The sequence below is a fragment of the Brachybacterium sp. p3-SID1565 genome (genome assembly GCF_025143785.1).
GTDB lineage: Bacteria > Actinomycetota > Actinomycetes > Actinomycetales > Dermabacteraceae > Brachybacterium > Brachybacterium epidermidis.
Window position 1 is genome coordinate 1 of the sequence record NZ_JAMBDS010000059.1, and the last position, 17,478, is coordinate 17,478.

19 protein-coding genes, 3 tRNA genes and 1 pseudogene are annotated in these 17,478 nt (G+C 69.3%); 5 read left to right on the top strand and 18 right to left on the bottom strand.

The annotated features are described in order from the left end of the window. Positions 1 to 100: 100 nt before the first annotated feature. The 3 genes from M4D54_RS12055 to M4D54_RS12065 all read right to left on the bottom strand — a co-directional run bounded on the left by M4D54_RS12055 (position 101) and on the right by M4D54_RS12065 (position 4,090). Positions 101 to 1,225, bottom strand: a complete 1,125-nt coding sequence (locus M4D54_RS12055) for a BMP family protein (protein ID WP_259891800.1) — start codon at positions 1,223 to 1,225, stop codon at positions 101 to 103. Between the two features lie 315 nt (positions 1,226 to 1,540). Beyond that, the gene (locus M4D54_RS12060; protein WP_396121496.1) at positions 1,541 to 2,794 is read right to left on the bottom strand and encodes a M20 family metallopeptidase; all 1,254 of its coding nucleotides are present in this window, start codon (positions 2,792 to 2,794) and stop codon (positions 1,541 to 1,543) included. 114 nt (positions 2,795 to 2,908) lie between these two features. Further along, positions 2,909 to 4,090: a mannose-1-phosphate guanylyltransferase gene (locus tag M4D54_RS12065; RefSeq protein ID WP_259891804.1), complete on the bottom strand. Its 1,182-nt coding sequence runs from the start codon at positions 4,088 to 4,090 to the stop codon at positions 2,909 to 2,911. 261 nt (positions 4,091 to 4,351) lie between these two features. On the opposite strand from M4D54_RS12065, the gene sdhC reads away from it, so the two are divergent. From sdhC to M4D54_RS12085, 4 genes are all read left to right on the top strand, one after another. Continuing rightward, entirely contained in the window at positions 4,352 to 4,729 is a 378-nt protein-coding gene (gene sdhC / locus M4D54_RS12070) for a succinate dehydrogenase, cytochrome b556 subunit (RefSeq protein ID WP_193864634.1), read from the top strand. A gap of 1 nt (position 4,730) precedes the next feature. Further along, positions 4,731 to 5,189: a succinate dehydrogenase, hydrophobic membrane anchor protein gene (gene sdhD, locus M4D54_RS12075; protein ID WP_259891807.1), complete on the top strand. Its 459-nt coding sequence runs from the start codon at positions 4,731 to 4,733 to the stop codon at positions 5,187 to 5,189. A gap of 72 nt (positions 5,190 to 5,261) precedes the next feature. Further along, entirely contained in the window at positions 5,262 to 7,037 is a 1,776-nt protein-coding gene (gene sdhA / locus M4D54_RS12080) for a succinate dehydrogenase flavoprotein subunit (protein WP_259891809.1), read from the top strand. Next, positions 7,037 to 7,807 (top strand): succinate dehydrogenase iron-sulfur subunit, encoded by a 771-nt coding sequence (locus tag M4D54_RS12085; protein WP_259891812.1) that lies wholly within the window; start codon positions 7,037 to 7,039, stop codon positions 7,805 to 7,807. The genes sdhA and M4D54_RS12085 overlap by 1 nt, the downstream gene beginning before the upstream one ends. 77 nt (positions 7,808 to 7,884) lie before the next feature. Here the strand turns inward: M4D54_RS12085 and M4D54_RS12090 are convergent, their stop codons facing one another. From M4D54_RS12090 to M4D54_RS12135, 10 genes and pseudogenes are all read right to left on the bottom strand, one after another. Next, on the bottom strand, positions 7,885 to 8,706 hold the full coding sequence (locus M4D54_RS12090) for an exodeoxyribonuclease III (RefSeq protein WP_259891814.1): 822 nt from the start codon (positions 8,704 to 8,706) through the stop codon (positions 7,885 to 7,887). 139 nt (positions 8,707 to 8,845) lie between these two features. Next, positions 8,846 to 9,751: a bifunctional methylenetetrahydrofolate dehydrogenase/methenyltetrahydrofolate cyclohydrolase gene (locus M4D54_RS12095; RefSeq protein WP_259891816.1), complete on the bottom strand. Its 906-nt coding sequence runs from the start codon at positions 9,749 to 9,751 to the stop codon at positions 8,846 to 8,848. A 165-nt stretch (positions 9,752 to 9,916) separates the two neighbouring features. Further along, a pseudogene (gene glyA, locus M4D54_RS12100) lies at positions 9,917 to 11,200 on the bottom strand (serine hydroxymethyltransferase); the annotation flags it as partial. Between the two features lie 48 nt (positions 11,201 to 11,248). Further along, positions 11,249 to 12,382, bottom strand: a complete 1,134-nt coding sequence (locus tag M4D54_RS12105; RefSeq protein WP_259891815.1) for a UDP-N-acetylmuramate dehydrogenase — start codon at positions 12,380 to 12,382, stop codon at positions 11,249 to 11,251. Then, positions 12,379 to 12,852 carry a MaoC/PaaZ C-terminal domain-containing protein gene (locus M4D54_RS12110; protein WP_259891817.1) on the bottom strand — a complete coding sequence of 158 codons (474 nt, stop codon included), beginning with the start codon at positions 12,850 to 12,852 and terminating at the stop codon, positions 12,379 to 12,381. Before M4D54_RS12110 ends, M4D54_RS12105 begins: the two co-directional genes overlap by 4 nt. 62 nt (positions 12,853 to 12,914) lie before the next feature. After that, entirely contained in the window at positions 12,915 to 13,367 is a 453-nt protein-coding gene (locus M4D54_RS12115; protein WP_193864621.1) for a MaoC family dehydratase N-terminal domain-containing protein, read from the bottom strand. A 140-nt stretch (positions 13,368 to 13,507) separates the two neighbouring features. After that, positions 13,508 to 13,678 carry a 50S ribosomal protein L33 gene (gene rpmG / locus M4D54_RS12120; RefSeq protein WP_017823818.1) on the bottom strand — a complete coding sequence of 57 codons (171 nt, stop codon included), beginning with the start codon at positions 13,676 to 13,678 and terminating at the stop codon, positions 13,508 to 13,510. Positions 13,679 to 13,774: 96 nt separating this feature from the next. Continuing rightward, positions 13,775 to 13,851, bottom strand: a tRNA-Met gene (locus tag M4D54_RS12125). Positions 13,852 to 13,905: 54 nt separating this feature from the next. Beyond that, positions 13,906 to 13,978, bottom strand: a tRNA-Thr gene (locus M4D54_RS12130). An 85-nt stretch (positions 13,979 to 14,063) separates the two neighbouring features. After that, positions 14,064 to 14,145: transfer RNA gene (locus M4D54_RS12135), tRNA-Tyr, on the bottom strand. 181 nt (positions 14,146 to 14,326) lie between these two features. Between M4D54_RS12135 and M4D54_RS12140 the strand changes: the two genes are divergently transcribed. Then, positions 14,327 to 14,815 carry a YajQ family cyclic di-GMP-binding protein gene (locus M4D54_RS12140; RefSeq protein ID WP_259789549.1) on the top strand — a complete coding sequence of 163 codons (489 nt, stop codon included), beginning with the start codon at positions 14,327 to 14,329 and terminating at the stop codon, positions 14,813 to 14,815. 117 nt (positions 14,816 to 14,932) lie between these two features. Here M4D54_RS12140 and M4D54_RS12145 read toward each other — a convergent pair whose 3' ends face one another. The 5 genes from M4D54_RS12145 to M4D54_RS12165 all read right to left on the bottom strand — a co-directional run bounded on the left by M4D54_RS12145 (position 14,933) and on the right by M4D54_RS12165 (position 17,407). Continuing rightward, entirely contained in the window at positions 14,933 to 15,202 is a 270-nt protein-coding gene (locus M4D54_RS12145; RefSeq protein WP_228018457.1) for a hypothetical protein, read from the bottom strand. A gap of 74 nt (positions 15,203 to 15,276) precedes the next feature. After that, entirely contained in the window at positions 15,277 to 15,555 is a 279-nt protein-coding gene (locus tag M4D54_RS12150) for a hypothetical protein (RefSeq protein ID WP_228018455.1), read from the bottom strand. A gap of 448 nt (positions 15,556 to 16,003) precedes the next feature. After that, positions 16,004 to 16,273, bottom strand: a complete 270-nt coding sequence (locus tag M4D54_RS12155; RefSeq protein WP_259789550.1) for a WXG100 family type VII secretion target — start codon at positions 16,271 to 16,273, stop codon at positions 16,004 to 16,006. A gap of 47 nt (positions 16,274 to 16,320) precedes the next feature. Then, the gene (locus tag M4D54_RS12160; protein ID WP_193864618.1) at positions 16,321 to 16,584 is read right to left on the bottom strand and encodes a WXG100 family type VII secretion target; all 264 of its coding nucleotides are present in this window, start codon (positions 16,582 to 16,584) and stop codon (positions 16,321 to 16,323) included. Between the two features lie 340 nt (positions 16,585 to 16,924). Beyond that, complete coding sequence (locus M4D54_RS12165) at positions 16,925 to 17,407, bottom strand: hypothetical protein (protein WP_259789551.1); 483 nt, start codon at positions 17,405 to 17,407, stop codon at positions 16,925 to 16,927. Between the last annotated feature and the right edge of the window lie 71 nt (positions 17,408 to 17,478).

Below are 17,478 nucleotides of genomic sequence, written 5' to 3' on the forward strand. Positions count from 1 at the left end.
CCCGCGGGTCGAGCTCAGCTCCCCTCAGGCTCAGGGGGGGCGGGGGGGGCGGGGGGGCGCGGCCCCTCCCGGAGGCGGAGCCGCGTCACGCGGGTAGGGGTCAGGACTCCTTGGGAGCAGCCTCGGACTCGACGGTCACGGTGCCGTCGATGATCTCCTGCGTGAGGGTGTCCAGCTCACCCTTCAGCTCCTCGGGGACCTTGTCCTCGAAGTCGTGGAACGGGGCCAGGCCCACACCACCGTTCTCCAGGGTGCCCACGTACGGGGAGTTCTCGAAGGAGCCCTCGGAGCCCTCGGCGGCCACGTCCTGCACGGCCTCGCCCATCAGCTTCATCACGGAAGTGAGGATCACGCTCTGCGCCTCGGCGTCGGAGGAGTTGGTCTCGTAGCCATCGGCGTCGACCCAGATCACCATGCGGCCCTCGCCCTCCTTGGCGGAGGCCAGGGTGCCGGCGCCCACGGGGCCTGCCACCGGCATGACGATGTCCGCGCCGGCGTTGTAGAACTCGTCGGAGACGGCCTTGCCCTTGGACTGGTCCTCGAAGGAGGCGACGATGGAGCCGGACTGGGAATCCTTGTTCCAGCCGAGCACCTCGACGTTCGTGCCGTGGGTCTCGTTGTAGTGGGCCACGCCGTCCACGTAGCCGTCCATGAAGATGGTGACGGTGGGGATGTCCATGCCGCCGTAGGTGGCGACCTTGCCGGTCTCGGTCATGCCGGCGGCGAGATAGCCGGCCAGGAACGCGGCCTCGGCGGTGTTGAACTCGATGGGCTTGACGTTGTCCAGCTCGATCGGGTTGCCGTCGGCGTCCTGCGCGGTGGAGTCCACGATCGCGAAGTCGATGTCCTCGTTGGCCTGGGCGGCGTTGCCGGTGGCCGGGGCCAGCAGGAAGCCCACGGTGAAGATCAGGTTGCAGTCCGAGGAGACGAGGTTGTTGATGTTGGGCTCGAACTCGGAGACGGCGGTGGACTCAGCGGTCTGGGTCTGGATGCCGAGCTCCTCCTCTGCGGCCATCAGGCCGTTGTAGCTGGACTCGTTGAAGGACTTGTCGTCCCAGCCGCCGGAGTCGGAGACCATGCAGGCCTTGTAGTCGCTGCCGGCACCGCCGGCGTCGCTGCCGCCGCCACCGCCGTTGCCGCCACCGGCCTCGGGAGCGGTGCCGCACGCGGCAAGGGTGAGGATTCCGGCGCCGCCGAGGGCGAGCGCGCGCGAGAGGTTCTTCATGAAGGATCTCCGGTGTGACGAGCAGGAGGATGTGGACAGGGACCGGACGGGTCCGCATGGTGGGCGGCCTGAGCGTCAGCGGTCCACTGCAGGGTATCCGGGACCGGCGTCCCGTGTACGGACCGACGACCCATCGACATGAACCGTTATGAAATCGACGCGCACATGACAGGCACGTTAACTGCGTGCGAACACGAATCCGCAGCACACCGCCGATGACGGCCGAGAGGCAGATCACAGGCGGAGTCGGCAGTGTGCGCCAGTCGATGGGCCCGGGTCGCGGGAATGCCGGGGCGCGGGGGCTCCGATCCGCGGTCAGGCGGCGTGGGCGTCGCGCAGCAGGCAGGCGGCGGCGAGCACCTCGGCGCCGATGTCGATCGCCCGCTCGTCGATCATCAGATCGCCCATGTGGAGGTCGTAGGTGCGGCCGCCGGGGGTGCGCGTGCCCAGGCGTGCCAGGGCCCCGGGCACCTTCTCCAGGTACCAGGCGAAGTCCTCACCGCCCAGGGACTGCGCCGTCGGGTCGAGGTTCTGCCTCCCCAGCACGCCGGTCACGGCGGCGGAGAGCACCTCGACGCTGTGCGGGGAGTTGGACACCGGGGGCACCCCGCGATCATGGGTCACCCGGGCCTCGACCCCCCAGGGACGCACCAGAGCGGCCAGGACCTCCTCGAGCAGGTCCTCGGCACGGTCCCAGGCGTCGTGGTCCAGGCAGCGCAACGTCCCCTCCAGGGTGCCCGAGCTCGGGATCGCGTTGAAGGCCGAACCGGCGTGGATGCTTCCCCAGGTGAGGTTGACCCCAGAACGGGGGTCCATGCGCCGGCTCAGTGCCGCCGGCAGCTGGGTCGCGATCGATCCCAGGGCGTAGACCAGGTCCTGGGTGAGGTGAGGCCGGGAGGTGTGCCCGCCGGCTCCGCGCACCTGGATTCGCACGGGATCAGTGGCGGAGGTGATGGGTCCCGACTTCAGGCCGACGTGGCCCACATCGACCCCGGGGTCGCAGTGCAGGGCGAAGATCGAGTCGACGTCATCGACCACGCCCTCACCGATCAGCTCGAGCGCTCCGCAGGGGTGCTTCTCCTCCGAGGGCTGGAACACCAGGCGCACCCCGCGCCGCAGGGCGCCCTCCTCGGCGACCCGGACCAGTGCGTGCGCGGCACCGATCACGGCGCTCATGTGCACGTCATGGCCGCAGGCGTGGGAGACTCCCTCGACCGTGGAGCGGTAGGACACGGTGGACAGCTCCGGGATCCCCAGGGCGTCCATGTCGGCTCGCAGCGCGACGGGCTTCAGATCGGGATCGGAGCCCGGGATGTCGCACACCGCACCGGTGCGGGGCATCCGCTTCGGCTCGAGCCCCAGGGCCTGCAGCTGCTGGACCACGTAGTCGGTGGTGCGGTGCTCCTCATGGGACAGCTCGGGGTGGCGGTGCAGATGGCGGCGGATGTCGCGCAGCTGCCGGGATCGTTCGACGATCGTGCGGTGGAGCAGGCCGTCCGGACCCAGCAGCCCCTCCCCCGTGCGTCCCTGCGCGGGGGCGACCGATGCTGTCGTCCCGGTGGCTGCGATCACCAGCGGCTGATCCACCTGTGCTGTCCTTCGTCCGTTGCTGCTGTCATGTCCCGGCCATGTCGTCCCGGATCGGGGATGCAGTCGCTGCTCCGGGCGGGTCGCCGTCGGCGATCAGCGCAGATGGTCCAGGCCTGCCTGGGGCAGTCGGCCCACCAGGGTGCCCAGATCCTGGGCGTGATCGTCGGCGAGGACGAGCAGCACGTCCTCGGTGTCGACGACGCTGACCCCGTCCAGCCCGACCAGGGCGACGTGGCGATGGGTGGCACCGTACACCGTGGCCCGGGAGTCGACGGCATCGACCCGTGCGGTGCCCAGCACCTGGACATCGGACCCGTCGCGGCGCACGCCGACTTCCGCCCTCGTGCCCGCGCGGGCACGCAGCTGAAGGGCGAGGGCGGCGAAGTCGCCGACGTCGTCCCAGTCGAAGGAGGCAGGCACGACGGCGACCCTGCCGGCCGCCGCGAGGGGCTCGGCCAGCGCGTGGTCGATGGCGATGCTGGTGAGCGTGGGCCAGAGGCGCTCCATCACCTCCCGCTCCTGCGCGGTGCCGCGGGCGGCGGCGATCGAGCGGACTCCGGCGGCGAGAGGGGGGATCTGTTCGGCCAGGGCATCGAGCAGCACCCCCGCCCCGACGATGAACATGCCTGCGTTCCACAGGAACCTGCCGGTGGTCAGGAACTCCTCGGCGAGGGCGGCGTCCGGCTTCTCCACGAAGCGGACGACCGGGCGGGCGCCCGCGGCACGCAGCTGACGCTGGGCGGGGTCGCCGGCTCCGCCGCCCTCGGCCCCGTGGCCATCCGATGCCGGGGCCTGTTCGATGTAGCCGAACCCCGTGGCGGGATGGGTGGGCTGGATGCCGAGGGTGACCAGGTGGCCCAGCTCAGCGGCTCGTCGGGCGGCGCGGACGCTCTCGGCGAAGCCCTGGGTGTCCGCGATCAGGTGGTCGGCGGCGAAGGAGCCGATCACAGCCGTCGGCTCCTCGCGCTCCACCACGGCTGCGGCCAGCGCTATCGCCGGCATCGAATTGCGCGGGGTGGGCTCGGTCAGCACCCGGGCCGTCGCCCCCGCCTCCGCGACCTGCTGCTGGACGGCGTGCGCGTGCCCACTCCCGGTCACGATGACGGGCGGTCGGTCCGCCAGGGGCGTCAGCCGTGCGAGGGTCTGCTGCAGCAGGGAGGAGCCACTGCCGGTGAGGTCCAGCAGGAACTTCGGATGCGTGCTGCGCGACAGCGGCCACAGCCGTGTTCCGGCGCCACCGGCGGGGATCACGGGAACGAAGGGCATATCGGACATGGCGACAGCGTACCCAGGCCCCGGCGGACCTCTCAGACCCCGGCAGGCGCGCACGGACCTGCACGTCCAAGTGCTAGGCTGGCCGGGCCCCTGTCGGGGGCGATGATGATGTCGCCGTGTCGTGACGTGCTCGTCCGCTCGGGCGCGCACAGTCAGCGCGGGCCGGTCACGGACTCGCTCCGGCACCCGGTTCTCGCGAGGCTCGCGTCGCGGCAGTGCATCCTTCCCCTCGGCCCCATCCCGTCGTTTCTGGAGGACCTTGTGGCATCAGCCCAGTCCGGGACGCTCTATCGCGGCCGCGAGGGCATGTGGTCCTGGGTCGCGCACCGCATCTCGGGAATGCTCATCTTCCTGTTCCTGCTCGTGCACGTCCTGGACACAGCACTGGTGCGCGTCTCCCCCGAGGCCTACAACGAGGTGATCGGCCACTACAAGTCCGTGGTGTTCGGCCTCGGCGAGATCGGTCTGGTCGCGGCTGTGCTTTTCCACGCGCTCAACGGCCTGCGGATCATCCTGGTGGACTTCTGGTCCCAGGGCACCCGCCACCAGCGCGCACTGTTCTGGGGTGTCGTCGCGGTGTGGGCGCTGCTGATGATCGGCTTCGTCCCCCGCCACCTGATGCACATGTTCGGAGGCTGAGATGACTGCACAGTCCACCACCCAGATCCCGGATCCCTCCACCCGGTACCGCCGCACCGGCCAGCGCGGGATCAACACGGAGATGCTGTCCTGGCTGTTCATGCGGGTCTCCGGCGTGCTGCTGGTCATCCTGGTGTTCGGTCACCTGTTCGTGAACCTCTGGCTCGGCGAGGGCGTCAAGGGCATCGACTTCGCGTTCGTCGCCGGCAAGTGGGCCTCCCCGTTCTGGCAGGTGTGGGACCTGCTGATGCTCTGGCTGGGACTCATCCACGGCGGCAACGGCGTGCGCACCATCATCAACGACTATGCGCGCGGCTCCACGCTGCGCCTGGTGCTCAAGGGCCTGCTGTACTTCGCGGTGGTGCTCACCATCGTGCTGGGAACCCTGGTGGTCTTCACCTTCGATCCGTGCCCCGTGGGTGCCGATCCGTCCCTGCTTCCCTCCCTCTGCGAGGGCTGAGCGCGCCCGCCCGGCGCACCACCCCCCCTGCACTCCTTCTCCTGTCGTGATCGAAACGGAGCACTGACCCCCATGCAGACCCATAGCTACGACGTGGTGATCGTCGGCGCCGGCGGCGCCGGCATGCGCGCCGCCCTGGAGTCCTCCAAGCGCGCCCGCACCGCCGTGGTCACCAAGCTGTACCCCACCCGGTCCCACACCGGCGCCGCCCAGGGCGGCATGTGCGCCGCTCTCGCCAACGTCGAGGAGGACAACTGGGAGTGGCACACCTACGACACCGTCAAGGGCGGCGACTACCTGGTCGACCAGGACGCCGCCGAGGTGATGGCCAAGGAGGCCATCGATGCGGTGCTGGACCTGGAGAAGATGGGGCTGCCGTTCAACCGCACCCCCGAGGGCCGCATCGATCAGCGCCGCTTCGGCGGTCACACGCGTGAGCACGGCGAGGCTCCTGTGCGCCGCGCCTGCTACGCGGCCGACCGCACCGGGCACATGATCCTGCAGACCCTCTACCAGAACTGCGTCAAGCAGCAGGTGGAGTTCTTCAACGAGTACTACGTGCTGGACATCCTGATGACCGGCGACCCGCGCACCGACGACGACGTTCGCGCCGCCGGCGTGGTCACCTATGAGCTGGCCACCGGGGAGATCCACGTGTTCCGCGCGAAGTCCGTGGTGTTCGCCTCCGGTGGCTTCGGCAAGATCTTCAAGACCACCTCCAACGCCCACACCCTCACCGGTGACGGCCCGGCCATGGCGCTGCGCCGGGGCATCCCCCTGGAGGACATGGAGTTCTTCCAGTTCCACCCCACCGGTCTGGCCGGTCTGGGCATCCTGCTCTCGGAGGCGGCCCGTGGCGAGGGCGGCATCCTGCGCAACAGTGAGATGGAGCGCTTCATGGAGCGCTACGCTCCCACCCTGAAGGATCTCGCGCCGCGCGACGTGGTGGCCCGTGCCATGGCCAACGAGGTGCGCGAGGGCCGCGGTGCCGGCCCCAACAAGGACTACGTGTACCTGGACCTCACCCACCTCGAGCCCGCGCACATCGACGCGAAGCTCCCGGACATCACCGAGTTCGCCCGCACCTACCTGGGCGTGGAGCCGTACACCGAGCCCGTCCCGGTGTATCCCACCGCGCACTACGCGATGGGCGGCATCCCCACCAACATCCGCGGCGAGGTGCTGCGCAACGAGGTGGACACCATCCCCGGCCTGTACGCAGCCGGCGAGGTGGCGTGCGTGTCCGTGCACGGCGGCAACCGCCTGGGCACCAACTCCCTGCTGGACATCAACGTGTTCGGCCGCCGCGCCGGCATCGCTGCCGCCGAGCACGCCGCCACGGTGGAGCTGCCCGAGCTGGCCGACGGCGTGGAGACCCCCACGGTGGAGCTGCTGGAGCGGCTGCGGGATCGCCCCGCCACGGAGGATCGCATCGCCGACATCCGTCGCGACCTGCAGGAGACCATGGACGCCAACGTCCAGGTGTTCCGCACCGACGAGACCTGCCGCAAGGCCCTGGCCGACATCGCCGTGCTGAAGGAGCGTTACGCGACCGTCGCCGTGCAGGACAAGGGCAAGCGCTACAACCTGGACCTGCTGGAGGCCGTCGAGCTCGGCTTCCTGCTGGACCTCGCCGAGGTCGTCGCGCTCGGCGCCCTGTACCGCAGGGAGTCCCGCGGCGGTCACTTCCGCGAGGACTTCGAGAAGCGCGACGACGCCAACTTCCTGCACCACACGATGGCCTACCGCACCCTGGAGGGTGAGGAGGGCACCGAGGGCACCCAGATCCGTCTGGGCACCAAGCCCGTCGTGATCACCCGCTACGAGCCGAAGGAGCGCACGTTCTGATGTCAGTCGTCGCCGACAAGCCCCAGGCCACCTCTCCCGAGTCCAGCGCCGGCGAGATCCCTTCCTTCGAGGTCACCCTGCGGATCGCCCGTTTCGATCCCGAGGGCGAGAAGGGTACTCACTGGCAGGACTTCACCGTCACCATGCACGGCACCGATCGCGTGCTGGACGCCCTGCACGAGATCAAGTGGCACCTGGACGGCTCCCTGTCCTTCCGTCGCTCCTGCGCGCACGGGATCTGCGGGTCCGACGCCATGCGGATCAACGGCCGCAATCGCCTGGCCTGCAAGACCCTGCTGAAGGACCTGGACATCGACAAGCCCATCACCATCGAGCCCATCAAGGGCCTGCCGGTGGAGAAGGACCTCATCGTGGACATGGAGCCGTTCTTCGACTCCTACCGCGAGGTGATGCCGTTCCTGGTCGCCAAGGGGCAGGAGCCCAGTCGTGAGCGCCTGCAGTCCGCTGAGCAGCGCGAGCGGTTCGACGACACCACCAAGTGCATCCTGTGTGCCGCCTGCACCTCCTCGTGCCCGGTGTTCTGGACCGACGGCCAGTACTTCGGTCCCGCCGCGATCGTCAACGCGCACCGGTTCATCTTCGACTCGCGTGACGATGCCGGCGAGCAGCGGCTGGAGATCCTGAACTCGCGCGAGGGCGTGTGGCGCTGCCGCACCACCTTCAACTGCTCGGAGGCCTGCCCGCGCGGCATCGAGGTCACCAAGGCCATCGCGGAGGTCAAGCAGGCCGTGATCCGCGGGCGCATCTGAACTCCCAGCACTGGGCAGAAAGCCCCTCATGGTCCGCTGCCGGATCGTGAGGGGCGTTCTGCGTGGGGCCGAGGGCCTCAGGAGTAGGTGACCACCAGCGGGGCATGATCGGACCAGCGAGTGTCGTAGCTGGGTGCTCGATCCACCTGGGCGGAGGTGGCGCGTGCTGCGAGGTCCGCAGTGGCGATCTGGTAGTCGATGCGCCAGCCGGAGTCGTTGTCGTAGGCCTTCCCGCGCTGGGACCACCAGGTGTAGGGGCCGGGCCCCTCACCGGCGAGGGCGCGATGCACGTCCACCCAGTCGCCCTCGACCAGCAGCCGGTCCAGATAGGCGCGCTCCTGGGGCAGGAAGCCTGCGGACTTCAGGTTGCCCTTCCAGTTCTTGATGTCCACCTCGCGGTGGGCGATGTTGATGTCCCCGGTGAGCACGACGTGACGCCCGTCGGCCCGCAGCTGGTCGAGCCGCTCGAGCATGACGTCCAGGAACGCGTACTTGTCCGTCATGGTCTGCGGCTTCTCGGTGTTGCCCGAGTGCATGTAGCAGGAGATCACGGTGAGCTCCCTGCCGTCGTCGAGCCGATCCTCGAGGTCCGCCTCGAGCCAGCGCCCCGTGTGGGAGTCGCCCTCGAGACCCGGGAGCCCGCGGCGCACGTCGTCGAGGTCGATCCGCTTCAGCTCCGTGCGCGCAGCGATCGCGACGCCGGCGCGTCCCTTGAGCTGGGAGGCCTCCCCCACGATGCTCCAGCCCTCGCCGACGAGATCTGCGATCAGCTCGTCGGGTGCACGCACCTCCTGCAGGGTGATCACATCGGCGGTGGTGTCGGCGAGCCAGTCGGCCATGCCCTTGCGGGCGGCCGCTCGCAGGCCGTTGACGTTGACGGTGGCGAGGGTGAAGGTCATGGCCCCAGTATCGCCGTGTGGCGCGCCCCCGGTCGAACCGGGAGGCACCGGAGCCGGCCCGGCGACGCCCCTGGGGCCGGGTCGGACCGTGCTCGGCCGGCTCGGTGGTAGGGGAGCTCACCGGGCGGGAGCGGGCCGCTCAACCCTGTGCGCTGTGCTCGATCCCGGCTGCGTGCTCGGCCATCTCCACCACGTTCTTGACCAGCAGGGCTCGTGTCATCGGGCCCACACCGCCGGGGTTCGGCGAGATCCAGGAGGCCACCTCGGCCACGCGGGGATCGACATCGCCCACCAGGCGGGCCTTGCCGGTGTCCTCGTCCTCCTGACGGGACACGCCCACATCCAGCACGACCGCGCCCGGCTTGACGTCCTTTGGGCGCACCAGGTGCGCGGTGCCGGCCGCGGCCACGATGACGTCTGCCCGACGCAGATGGGAGGGCAGGTCGCGGGTCCCGGTGTGGGTGAGGGTGACGGTCGCGTTGATCGCCCGGCGGGTCATGAGTGCCCCGATGGAGCGGCCCACGGTGACGCCGCGCCCCACCACCACCACGTCCTTTCCGTCCAGTTCGATCCCGTGGCGTTCCAGCAGCTCGATGACCGCGCGCGGGGTGCAGGGCAGTGGGGTGTGGATGTCCCCCTTGGCGTTGAGCACCAGGCGCCCCAGGTTCATCGGGTGCAGCCCATCGGCGTCCTTGGCAGGGTCCATCCGCTCGAGCACCGCGTCGGTGTCGATGTGCCCGGGCAGGGGCAGCTGGACGATGTAGCCGGTGCAGGCCGGATCGGCGTTCAGCTCGTCCACGACGGCTTCGATCTGCTCCTGGTCGGCATCGGCGGGCAGGTGCTTCTGGATGGAGTTCATGCCCACCTGCTGGCTGTCGCGGTGCTTTCCGCGCACGTAGGCGGCGCTGCCGGGGTCGTCCCCCACCAGCACGGTGGCCAGCCCGGGCTGGGGGTGGCCGGCGTCGATCAGAGCGGCGACCCGCTCGGCGAGCTCGGACTTGATGGCCTTGGCGGTGGCCTTGCCGTCGAGGATCTGTGCAGTCATGGAACTGGTTCGTCTCCTTGGTGATGGGGCATCCCACGGGGTCGGTGGGGCGTGCCCCCGCGTCGATGAGCCTGGCCCTCGGGTCGGCGGGGCGTGCTCACCGGTCGATGGTGCGAGGTGGGTGCTCGTGCCCGGGCTCGGGGCGGGCCCGGGCACGGCGCCGCAGTACTGCTGGAGGTCGGCGTACAGCGGCGTGGCGTCGGCGAGCACGGCGGTGCGGCGGCGCAGGGATTCCAGGTCGGCCTCCGGCAGCAGTGCCTGGGCGATCACGTCAGCCACCTCGGTGAACTCCTCTGCACCGAAGCCGCGGGTGGCCAGGGCCGGGGTGCCGATGCGCAGACCGGAGGTGACCCGCGGCGGGCGCGGATCGTTGGGGACCGCGTTGCGGTTCACGGTGATGCCCACCTCGTGCAGGCGGTCCTCGGCCTGCTGGCCATCCAGCTCGCTGTCCACCAGGTCCACCAGGACCAGGTGCACATCGGTGCCCCCGGAGATCACCTTGACGCCGGCGGACTTCACATCCTCGGCCTGCAGCCGGTCGGCGAGGATCCGGGCGCCCTCGAGGGTGCGCGCCTGGCGGTCCTTGAAGTCCTCGGAGGCCGCGATCTTGAGCGCCACTGCCTTGGCGGCGATGACGTGCATGAGCGGCCCGCCCTGCTGGCCGGGAAACACGGCGGAGTCGATCTTCTTGGCCCACTCCTGCTTGCACAGGATCATGCCGGAGCGCGGACCGCCGATCGTCTTGTGGATCGTGGTGGAGACGACGTCCGCGTACGGGACGGGGCTGGGGTGCAGGCCGGCGGCGACCAGGCCGGCGAAGTGGGCCATGTCCACCCACAGGGCCGCGCCCACCTCGTCGGCGATCTCGCGGAAGGCAGCGAAGTCGAGGTGACGCGTGTAGGCGGACCAGCCGGCGACGATCACCTTGGGCTGCTCGGCCACGGCGAGCTCGCGCACCTTGTCCATGTCGATCAGGCCGGTGCCCGGCTCGGTCTCGTACGCGACGATGTCGTACAGACGGCCGGAGAAGTTGATCTTCATGCCGTGGGTGAGGTGGCCGCCGTGGGCGAGGGAGAGGCCCATCAGCTTGTCGCCGGCGCGTGCCAGTGCGTGCATGACCGCGGCGTTGGCGGTGGCGCCGGAATGGGGCTGGACGTTGGCGTGCTCGGCCCCGAACAGTGCCTTCGCGCGGTCGATCGCGATCTGCTCGGCGACGTCGACCTCTTCGCAGCCCCCGTAGTAGCGCTTGCCCGGGTAGCCCTCGGCGTACTTGTTGGTGAGCACGGAGCCCTGGGCCTGCAGCACAGCGCGCGGCACGAAGTTCTCGCTGGCGATCATCTCCAGCGTGCGCTGCTGACGGGCAAGCTCGGCATCGAGCACCCGGGCGATGTCCGGGTCGAGCTGGGCGATGGACTGGTCGAGGACGTTCACAGGGCCTCCTGCGGGCATCGAGGTGAGGAGCGGCGGCATCGTTGCCGCTCCCATCCTAGAGCCCGCTCACAGATCCAGGCCGAGGCGTACGGGTTCCGGGACGAGATCGATCCCGAAGGTGTCCCGCACGCGCTCCTGCACGTCACGAGCGAGGGCCACCAGGTCGTCGCTGCCGGCCCCGCCCCGGTTGGTCAGTGCCAAGGAGTGCTTGGTGGACACGGAGGCCGGGGCCTCGGGCGCGATCCGGTGACCCAGTTCGATCCCCGCGCTGCTGATGAGCCAGGCGGCGCTGGTCTTGACCTGCTCCGCCCCTGCCGCATAGCGGGGAGCGCCGTCGGGCAGGCGCTCCGCGGTGGAGCGCTCGAGGATCGGATTGGTGAAGAAGGAGCCCGCGCTCCAGGTGTCGTGGTCGGCGGCGTCCAGCACCATCCCCTTCGCGCCGCGGATCCGCAGCACCGCCTCCCGCACCTGCGCCATCGGCACCCTGGCGCCGACGTCCACACCGAGCTCGCCGGCCAGCTGCGCGTAGCGGATCGGGGCGGAGAGGCTGCCGATGGTGTGCTGGAACGTCACCGCCAGCACCACGTACCGACCGGTGGCGGAGTCTGCCGCTCCCTCGTAGGGCGTGCGCTTGAAGACGCTGTCGCGGTACGCGAATCCGCAGTCGGCAGCGAAGAACGTGCGCACCTTCTGCTCGTGGCGGTCCCAGGTGCGCACCCGGGTGATGGTGGTGGCGACCTCCTGACCGTAGGCGCCGACGTTCTGGATCGGGGTGGCCCCCACAGTGCCGGGGATCCCGGAGAGGGCCTCGATGCCGACCATCTCACGGGCGATCGCGTACCGCACGGCGCGATCCCAGTTCACCCCGGCGAAGTACTCGACGATAGCGCCACCGCAGGTGGGGTCCAGCGGACTGAGCTCGGAGGGATCCACGGCGATCCCGTCCGGCTCCCCGGAGGGGCTGATCTCGCAGGTCGCATCGAGCAGCGGGGCATCCTCCGGGTCCCGCAGCAGCACCACGGTCCCCTCGAAGGGCGCATCGGAGGCGACCAGGTTGGAGCCCCCGCCGAGGACGAGCAGCGGCTCGCCGGCCTCGTCAGCAGCGCGGACTGCCTCGATCACCTCGGACTCGGTGCGGGCCTCGACCAGCGTGCGGATCTGCCCGCCGATGCGCAGGGTGGTCAGGTCCGCCAGCCTCATGCGGCACCGCCCACGGGCGCGTCCGCCCTGCCAGCAGGCAGCGCGACGGTGGCACGGGCGCGTCCCAGCACCTTCGTCTCCCCCACCTGGGCGGTGAGGTCGATCCGGGCGGTACCGGTCTCCTCGTCGACGGCGCCGACCACGGCGACCACCTCGAGCAGCACCTCACCGGTGGCGGGGACCTCGATGGGGCTGGTGAAGCGCACCGAGTAGGAGCGCACGGCGGTGGGGTCGCCGATGGCCTCGATGACACCGTTGATCGCAATGCCCATCGTGAGCATGCCGTGGGCGATGACGCCCGGCAGCCCGGCCTCGGTGGCGGCGGTGTCGTTGTAGTGGATGGGGTTGAAGTCGCCGGAGGCCCCGGCGTACCGCACCAGGGTGTCCCGGGAGAGGGGGTGCGTGGTCCGGGCGATCTCCTGCCCCTTCGTGAGGGAGGTGAGGTCGATCGGGGGGTGCACGGTGCCCATCGACTCCTTCGCGACGGGCTGCGCGGGGGTGTGTGCGTCGGTGTTCATGGTTTCTCCTGGTGTCACTCGCCGCGGACCACGAGCATGCTGCGCACGCTGGCCACGCCCTGTCCGGTCTCATCGGTCACGTCCACCCGGGTGGCGACCATGCTGTGCCCGCCCGCGGAGCGGATCGACTCGACGGTGAGCGTGGGCACCAGGCGGTCACCGGCCACCACCGGGCGGTGCAGGTCGAAGGACTCCTCCCCGTGCACCACCCTGGTGAAGTCGATGCCTGCCGCCGGGTCCTCGATGTACTGCGCCTCAGTCGCCTGCGCCAGCGAGACCAGGAAGGTGGGCGGGGCGATGACGTCGGCGTGGCCGGCCGCGCGCGCGGCCGCGGGGTCGGTGTGCAGGGCGGAGGCGGCGCCGGTGGCGCGCGCGAACTCGGCGATCTTCTGGGCGGAGACCGTGTGCACCGGGCCGGGCGGGTAGGTGCGGCCGGCGAAGGAGGGGTCAGGGGCAGTGGCGGTCATGGCGTCTCCCTGGATCAGGCGGGGGGGGGCGGGCTGGTACAGCACGGGAAGGGCAGGCGCTGCCTGCGTCACCCATCAGGATGCACGAGAGGCCACCCGGGGTGAACCCGAATGGCCTCTGGTGGATGCGCTCGGCCCGGTCAGCGGGTCTCGCGGTGGGCGGTCTGCTTGCCGCAGGTGGGGCAGAACTTCGAGAGCTCCAGCCGGTCCGGGGTGTTGCGGCGGTTCTTCTTGGTGATGTAGTTGCGTGCCTTGCACTCGGTGCAGGCCATGGTGATCTTGGGACGCACGTCAGAGCTCTTGCTCGCCACGGTTCGCCTCTTTCGTTCCGGGTGGCGCGCTGTGATCCCGCGCGCCGCGTGGGTTCCCGTATGCGGGATGGATCTGCACTACCGGCATGACCGGCGTGGTACCGAGGGCGGGGATCGAACCCGCGACCTCACGATTATGAGTCGTGCGCTCTGACCGTCTGAGCTACCCCGGCATGATCGAAGCGACGGCCCGACCTCGTACGAGATCGGGCCGGCACATCCATCAGAGCCCTGAAAGGGAATCGAACCCTTGACCTTCTCCTTACCATGGAGATGCTCTGCCGACTGAGCTATCAGGGCAACCCGGTGGACTCTACACATTCCTTGCCGCAGCGGCAATTCACGTGCGAGCCCCGGTGCGTCGGATCACACGGACCCTCCGCAGTGGCAGGTGAGGGATTCGAACCCCCGTAGGCGATGCCAGCTGATTTACAGTCAGCTCCCTTTGGCCACTCGGGTAACCTGCCGGGCTTGCATCCGCCGTGAAGCGGACCTGGACCAGCATACCGGGGCGCGGCCGACCGTGCGAACCCGAGGCGGCCCCGGGGTGCATGAAGGTGGTCACAGTCGACGCCGTCTACAGTGGGTTGCACTGTGGAGCCGGGCACCGGTCCCGGTGGAACCCGTGGAAGCAGAGGGAGGAGCCTCATGGCCGACTCGTCGTTCGACATCGTCAGCAAGCTCGATCGCCAGGAGATCGACAACGCCGTGAACCAGGCGATCAAGGAAGTGGGGCAGCGCTACGACTTCCGCAACACGGGCGCCTCGATCAGTCTCAGCGGCGACGAGATCGTGATGACTGCCAACGCGGAGGAGCGCGTGCTCGCCGTGCTCGACGTCCTGCAGTCCAAGCTGGTGCGCCGCGGGATCTCGCTGAAGGCCCTCGAGGTGGGCGAGCCCAAGCAGTCCGGCAAGGAGGTGCGCCTGGCCGCCGGCCTCAAGGAGGGCATCGCCTCGGACGAGGCCAAGAAGATCTCCAAGATCATCCGCGACGAGGGCCCCAAGGGCGTCAAGGCGCAGATCCAGGGTGACGAGCTGCGGGTCTCCTCCAAGAGCAGGGACGACCTGCAGGCCGTGATCGCACTGCTCAAGGGCAAGGACCTCGACGTCGCGCTGCAGTTCATCAACTACCGCTGACGTCCTCCGACTGTAACGGCAGGAGGCCCCGATCCCTGAGAAGAGGATCGGGGCCTCCTGCCCGTGCGCGAGGCGACGGCGGTGCGTGGGCGGAGCCGACGCAGCCGCGCCCTGCGATCAGACCGCGTTCGAGGTGTCGTCCTGCTGATCGGCGTGACGCGTCAGCTCTTCGCTCTTGGCGTTGAGAGCCTCGACGAGACCAGCGATCGAACCGGACACGAAGCTGTTCCAGTCATCGAGGTATGCGTCGTAGTCGGGCCCGATCCAGTCGACCGAGCTCACCACCGAGGTGACGGAGTCGAAGTACTCCAGGATCTGCTCGCCGGTCCGAGTGATCTCCGAGGCGACCTCGCGCCCCTCCTCCGGGTCCATTCCCTTGAAAGCCATGATGCTCCCCTTCTGAAGATGTCGTGAGTGCTGATGCGGCGCCCCTCAGCGCCCTGCTGGTCGGTGCCTGGGGATCAGGCGGAGGCGTCGCGCTGCTCCTGAGCGTTGCGCTGGGCCCGCTCGGCGAAGTCCTGGGCCTGCTGACGGACCTGCTGCACGAGCTGCCCGATGCTGCTGTCGAAATCGGAGACGTAGCGGTCGCGGTCCTCACCGGTCCAGTCGAAATCGGTGACCCGCCCCTGGACGGTGGTGTAGGCGGCGTTGGTGTCGTCGCCGGCGCCGCGGATCTGCTCGGCCATCTGCTCGACGGCCTCCGGGGTCATGCCCTTCTTCATGGTGTTCCTCCCAGTCATGGTGTCCGGTGTGCACCCCTGAGATCGATCTCCGCCTCCGGCTTCATCGATCGAGGTCCCCCGGGTGATGTCCTCAGATTAGACGGGACCGGCCCTTGAGGCGATGGGGACTAGTCCCCATGTTCCTCCCCACCCGTTCAACGGCGCATTCTTGCAGGCAGGGGACGGATTGTGCACGGCCTGCCCTTGTGGATGACGGACGCTCTGCGCCGGCGTCTCGCCCCCCGGTGCACTGCAGCGGCGCGGCACCGACGACGGGCCTCGAGCCAGCACCGCGGCGGCTGCCACGGGCAGCATGGGGAGCACCGCCCACAAGCACTGGTGCAGGCGTCATGACCCCCGGGAGGGCTGCCCCACGGCCGTCCGACAACGCCGAATGCCCCACCTCCCGTAGGAGATGGGGCATTCGAGAGATCCGATGCGCCCGATGTGAGGCGCAAGGACCGGATCAGACAGCGTTCGAGGTCTCGTCCTGCTGATCGGCGTGCTTGGTGAGCTCGTCGCCCTTGTTGCGGTAGGCCTCGGAGAGTGCCTGCAGCGGGCCGGAGAGGAACGAGTTCCACTCCTCGGTGAAGGCGTCGTAGTCAGGGCCGACCCACTCCACGCCCATCACCTGCGAGGTGACGTTGTCGGTGGTGTCGTTGACGACGGTGGCAGCCTCGATGACGAGCGATGCGGTCTCGCGACCCTCGTCCGGATTCATACCCTTGAAAGCCATGGTGTTTCCCCTCTGTGACGTATGTGTGCGGTGAGTTCAGGTGCGGATCAGGAGCTGGAGGTCTCGCGCTGGTGCTGAGCGTTGGCGCGAAGCTTCTCGGCGAGCTCGGTGAGCTTCTGGACGACGGTCTTGTTGGCGGTGCCAACCTGCTCCTCGAACTCCGGCACGTAGCGATCGCGGTCCTCACCGGTCCAGTCCAGGTCGGTGACGTAGCCCAGGCGACCGGAGTAGATGGTCTCCATGTTCTCGATCAGCGAGTCGACCTGGCCGGCGAGCTGGTCGACGGCCTCCGGATTCATGCCCTTCTTCATGGTGTTCCCCTTTTCTCGGTGATTCCGTGGCATCAGCTCGGGGGTGACCTCCGCAGCTCCGTGCCGCTTCCTCGATCGTTCCCGTTGTGATGCCATCACTGTACGGACATGCCCCGTCACCCGTCGATGGGGAGAACTCCCCAGGCACCTCTCCCCTCCCCCTACCGGGGCGCCCCGCCCGCGCCGAGGGCAGCACCAAGCGCCATCGGTCCAGGTCACAGCCACCCCTGCGGCTCAAAGACTGTGGACCGCCCACCTCCTTGTCAGAGGCGGACTATCCACAATCGTCGTCTGCAGCGCGGTTCCCGATCTCGGGGCAGCCCTCCGGGCCGACGGATGGTCAGTCCAGCACCAGGTGCACGGAGTCCTGGATCGAGCGCACCACCTCGATCTCGTCCTCCGCGTGCTCGGCACCGCAGCTTCCCACGATCTCCACCACGTCCGTGGCGACGCCGGCCCGGTCCACCACCGCATACCGTGCGGCCTGAACGACGGTGGGACGGCCCGGCTGCGTGTACCCGTACTCGCTCGCGATCCAGGTGATCTCGTCCAGGGTGATCTCCCCGGTCCCGATCTCCTCGAGCTCGGGCAGCGCCGCCTTGCGCTGCTCGAGGCCGGCCTTTGCCGCCTCCAGGCTGAAGTCCGGACCGAAACGTTGGACCGTCACCACCACGTTGGCGCGGAACCTGCCCTCGACACGGGGCTGTGCGACCGCCATCTGGACGCCGGGGACGGTGAGGGTCTCCCACTCATCGGGGACGTCGAGGCGGATCTGCGGCGGACCCGGGAAATCTGCGCTCGGGAACAGGATGGTCTTGGACATGAACTGGCTCCGATTTCTCCCACCGATGACGGCGTCAACATATCAGTACGGTGAGGGGCCGGGATGGTGTT